At 69.1% G+C, this 5,286-nt stretch carries 3 protein-coding genes; all 3 read left to right on the top strand.

The window, feature by feature from the left end; all coding sequences use genetic code 11:
- The first annotated feature begins 12 nt into the window (after positions 1–12).
- Entirely contained in the window at positions 13–1,677 is a 1,665-nt protein-coding gene (ettA, locus tag V7Z97_RS19050) for an energy-dependent translational throttle protein EttA (protein ID WP_334165024.1), read from the top strand.
- Between the two features lie 182 nt (positions 1,678–1,859).
- Positions 1,860–3,626, top strand: coding sequence for a calcium-binding protein (locus V7Z97_RS19045; protein ID WP_334165023.1), 1,767 nt, complete (start codon positions 1,860–1,862; stop codon positions 3,624–3,626).
- 137 nt (positions 3,627–3,763) lie between these two features.
- Positions 3,764–5,286, top strand: a 1,523-nt coding sequence (locus tag V7Z97_RS19040; protein WP_334165022.1) for a calcium-binding protein, incomplete at its 3' end; no start/stop codon positions are given.

Below are 5,286 nucleotides of genomic sequence, written 5' to 3'. Positions count from 1 at the left end.
CGCGGACGCCCCATGGCGCAGCAGTACATTTTCCAGATGCAGGGCCTGACCAAGGGCTACCCTGGAAACCCCAAGAAGACCTTCGAGAACATCTGGCTGTCCTTCTATCCGGACGCCAAGATCGGCGTCGTCGGCGTCAACGGCTCCGGCAAGTCGACCCTGCTGAAGATCATGGCCGGGCTCGACAAGGACTTCACCGGCGAGGCCTTCGCCGCCGAGGGCGTGAAGCGCGGCTACCTGGAGCAGGAGCCGCAGCTCGACGAGCAGCTCGACGTCTGGGGCAACGTCATCGCCTGGTGCGAGGAGAAGCGGATCTTCGACCGCTACAACGCCGTCGCCACCCAGATGGGCGAGGAATACACCGACGAGCTGATGGAGGAGATGACCGCCCTCCAGGAGCAGCTCGACGCCCACGACCTGTGGGACATCGACAGCCGCATCGAGATGGCGATGGACGCGCTGCGCTGCCCGCCGAACGACTGGCCGGTGGACAAGCTGTCCGGCGGCGAGAAGCGCCGCGTGGCGCTCGCCCGCCTGCTGCTCTCCAAGCCCGACATGCTGCTGCTCGACGAGCCCACCAACCACCTCGACGCCGAGAGCGTGGCCTGGCTGCAGCACCACCTGGAGGCCTTCCCGGGCTGCGTGATCCTGGTCACCCACGACCGCTACTTCCTGGACCAGGTGACCAAGTGGACGCTGGAGCTCGACCGCGGCAAGGGCCTGCCGCACGAGGGCAACTACTCGTCCTGGCTGGAGGCCAAGACCAAGCGCCTGGCGCAGGAGGAGCGCGAGGAGGCCGGCAAGAAGCGCACGATCGAGCGCGAGCTGGCCTGGGTCCGCTCCTCGCCGTCCGCGCGGCGGACCAAGTCCAAGGCCCGCCTGGCCGCCTTCGACCAGCTGCAGGCCGCCGCCGACAACGCCAAGCAGACCTTCGCCCAGATCCAGATCCCGCCGGGCCCCCGGCTCGGCCAGGTGGTCATCGAGGTCGACGGCCTGGAGAAGGAGTACGGCGACAAGCTGCTGTTCAAGGACCTGTCCTTCAAGCTGCCGCCGGGCGGCATCGTCGGCGTCATCGGCCCGAACGGGGCCGGCAAGTCGACGCTGTTCAAGATCATCACCGGGCAGGAGACCCCCGACGCGGGCACCGTGCGCCTGGGCGAGACGGTGAAGCTCTCCTACGTCGACCAGAGCCGCGACACCCTCGATCCCAACAAGAACGTCTGGGAGGAGATCTCGGGCGGCCTCGACATCATGAAGGTGGGCGGCCGCGAGATCCCCAGCCGCGCCTACGTCGGCTCGTTCAACTTCAAGGGCGCCGACCAGCAGAAGAAGGTCGGCCTGCTCTCGGGCGGCGAGCGCAACCGGGTCCACCTGGCCAAGACGCTGGCCAACGGCGGCAACGTCCTGATGCTCGACGAACCGACCAACGATCTCGACGTGGAAACCCTCGGGGCCCTGGAATCGGCCCTGGAGGACTTCCCGGGCTGCGCCGTGGTCATCAGCCACGACCGCTTCTTCCTGGACCGCCTGGCCACCCACATCCTGGCCTTCGAGGGCGACAGCAAGGTCGAGTGGTTCGAGGGCAACTTCGAGGCCTACGAGGAGGACAAGATGCGCCGCCTCGGCTCCGACAGCATCATCCCCCACCGCATCAAGTTCCAGAAGTTCACGCGGTAGGCGACCGTCATTGACCTGACACCGCCTTCCCCCACAAGGTTGCCTTGTGGGGAGGGTGTTCCGCGTGCCGATGATCGCGGGCCGCGGGCGCGGACTTGCCCAGCCGCGGGGCGGTGATGGAGCCATCTTGAGCCCTCGAGGCGCTCGGTCGCCGGTGGGACATCTGGGGGGAGAGAGACCTGATGCCGACCGTGATCGTGACCACCAGCTTTCGGGTCTATCCGGGCGAGACGCTGACGTTCACGAACGAGAACGCCTTCTCGCTGGAAGGCGGCTCCAGCGGATCGCCGACCCTGCTGATCGAGGGGGTGGTGAACGCCACCATGAGCTCGTCGGGCAGCGGCTACAATTCCATCACCGGGATCGCCATCGGCTACGGCGGCTTCTACGACTCCGCGGTGACCATCACCGAGAGCGGCTCGCTCACGGTGACCAACAACGCCACCGGCGGCTACGCCTACGGCTACAGCTCCGGCAGCTGGTCGCCCGACTTCTACAACCGCGGTTCGGTGCAGGTGACCGCCAAGGGGACTGCGTACGGCCTCTCCACCTGGGACGCGGGTCCATGGGTGTTCGAGAACAGCGGAACCTTCCGTGTCACCTCCACCGCCTCCGACGCCCGTGGCGTGAACCTCGCCAACGGCGGCACATTCCGGAACACGGGCGTCTTCGAGGTGACGGGCGCGACCAATGTGGTGGGGGTCGGCCTGAACGGCTGGGATTCCAGCTTCAGCAACAGCGGGACCATCAAGGCGACGGATGGCAGTGCGGCGAGCGACAGCATCGCCGTCTACTGGACATCGTCCTTCGGCAGCGGCGACACCTTCGTCAACAACGGCTGGGTCGAGGGCGACTACGCGCTGAAGGTGTCCCCCTATTCCAGCTACACCAGCGGGACGGAGGTGTTCACCAACAACGGGACCTTCCTCGGCAAGGTGGACATGGGCTTCTCCTCGGCCCGGCTGGTCAACGCCGGGGTCATCTGGGGCGACACCAGCCTGGGGCTCGGTGACGACACCTATTCCGGCGCCTCCGGCATCTTCGTGGGGCGGATGACCGGCGGCGATGGGGCCGACAGCATCGCCGGCGGCGAGCGCGGCGAGCAGTTCCTGGGCGAGGCCGGCAACGACACGATCAGCGGCGGGGCCGGCGACGACACGGTGAACGGCGGCCGCGATTTTGACCTGCTCGATGGCGGAGCCGGCTTCGACGTCCTCGACTACTCCGACGCCACCATGGGGGTGACCGCCAGCTTCGCCACGGGGCGGGCCTTCGCCTCGGGCGAGGACACCATTTCCGGGTTCGAGAAGATCATCGGCGGAATCTACGGCGACACGCTCAGCGGCAGCGCCGGGGCCGACAACCTGATGGCCGGCGGCGGCGACGACAGCCTGCAGGGCGGCGACGGCCGGGATTACCTGCGCGGCGAGGCGGGCGCGGACTACATTGTCGGCGGCGCAGCGTTCGACGACATCCACGGCAACCAGGGCGACGACACGGCCTCGGGCGGCGACGGCGACGACTGGGTCGTGGGCGGCCAGGACAACGACCGCCTGAGCGGGGACTTGGGCGACGACATCGTCTACGGCAACCTCGGGAACGACGTCCTCGACGGCGGGGCGGGGGCCGACATCGTCCGGGGCGGCCAGGGGGACGACGTGCTGGCCGGAGGCGAGGGGAACGACTGGCTCTCCGGCGACCGGGGCGACGACAACCTCACCGGCGGAGCGGGCGCGGACATCTTCCATTCGTTCGTCGACGCCGGGATCGACCTGGTCACCGACTTCAACTTCGCCGAGGGCGACCGGGTGCAGCTCGACCCCGGCACGGCCTACACCCTGGCCCAGGTCGGCGCCGACACCGTCATCGACATGGGCGGCGGCAACCGGGTGGTGCTGGTCAACGTTCAGCTCTCGGCGCTGCCGGAGGGCTGGATCGTCGGAGGCTAGGCTTCGGGCTTCTGTCCGCCTTTTCAACAGCTTACGGTGAAGCTGCGCCCGATTTCAGCCGCGATTGAGCCCTAGCTCCCCGGTGGGGACATCCAGCCGGCCCACACCTGTGGGCCGGCTTCTTGCGCGACGGGTGGATGATGGCGGAATTCGTGGGTACGGCGGCGCGGGACACCCTGACCGGCGGGGCGGAAGACGACCGGCTGCAGGGGCTGGGCGATGGCGACCTGCTTTCGGGCGGCGCGGGCGACGACACGCTCGAGGGCGGCGCGGGCAACGACGCCCTGCGCGGCGATGACGGCGCCGACCGCCTGCTGGGCGGCGAGGGCGGCGACACCCTGATCGGCGGCGCCGGCGACGACCACATGGACGGCGGCGCGGGCTCGGTGGCCGCGGGCTATTACGACGTCTACTACACCTTCGGCGCAAACCCGTTCGACGGCAGCGACGTGGTCTCGTTCGAGACCGCGACCCAGGGCGTGCAGGCCTCGCTGATGATCACCGGGGCGCAGAGCACCGGCGCCGGCCTCGACACGATCATGAACGTCGAGCAGCTCTGGGGCTCCAACTTCGACGACAACCTGACCGGCGACGACGGCCGCAACCGGCTCTACGGCTACGACGGCCATGACACCCTCTCCGGCAGGGGCGGGGACGACGTGCTGGCGTCCCAGGGCGGCAACGACGTGGTCTCGGGCGGTTCCGGCAACGACTGGATCAGCGGCGGCTACGTCAGCGATCCGGTCCGCGGCGGCGAGGGCGACAACACCCTGAGCGGCGACGCCGGCGACGACACCATCAACGGCGGGGCCGGGGTCGACGTCATGTACGGCGGCGACGGCAACGACGTCTTCTACGACTACGGCGGCATGAAGCAGTACGAGGCGGCCGTCACGGGCGCCAACCGCTTCTACGGCGAGGGCGGCGACGACACGATCAGCGCGCGGATGTTCGACGCGGTCGTGGACGGCGGCGACGGGAACGACAAGATCCACATCTATCGCCCGCACGAGCTGTGGGAGGCGCCGCAGGTGCTGCAGTCGATCAGCGGTGGCGCGGGCGACGACACCTTCGAGATCGGGAGCTTCAATCCCACCGACCGGATGGTGATCGACGGCGGGACGGGGGCCAACACCCTGCTGCTGCGCGACTGGTGGCTGCCGGAGATCTGGATCAACCAGGAGCACGCCGGTCCGGGCCTCGTGGCGCTGGGGATCACGACGGTGACCGCCGACCAGTCGGTCATGCGCATCCACGGCGGCGACGCGGCGGAGACCTACAACGCCTCCTGGAGCAGCGACTGGATCGACGCTGGCGGCGGGGACGACGTGATCACCGCCGACGCGCCGCCGCCTTACCTGACGACCTACGCCGGCGATGACACCGTGCTGGCCGGGGCCGGCTCCGACACCGTGAGCGGCCTGGGCGGGCAGGACTACCTCCGCGGCGGGACGGGGAACGATTCCATCTCCGGCGGCGCGGCCTTCGACGACGCCCACGGCAACGAGGGCGACGACACGGTCTCCGGCGGCGACGGCGACGACTGGGTGGTCGGCGGCAAGGACCAGGACGTGCTCTTTGGCGACGCCGGCGGCGACATCGTCTACGGCAACCTCGGGAACGACACCCTGGACGGCGGCGAGGGCGCGGATATCGTGCG

The sequence above is a fragment of the Phenylobacterium sp. genome, assembly GCF_036821595.1.
Classification (GTDB): Bacteria; Pseudomonadota; Alphaproteobacteria; order Caulobacterales; family Caulobacteraceae; genus Phenylobacterium.
This window is presented reverse-complemented; position numbering and strand designations above follow the sequence as displayed.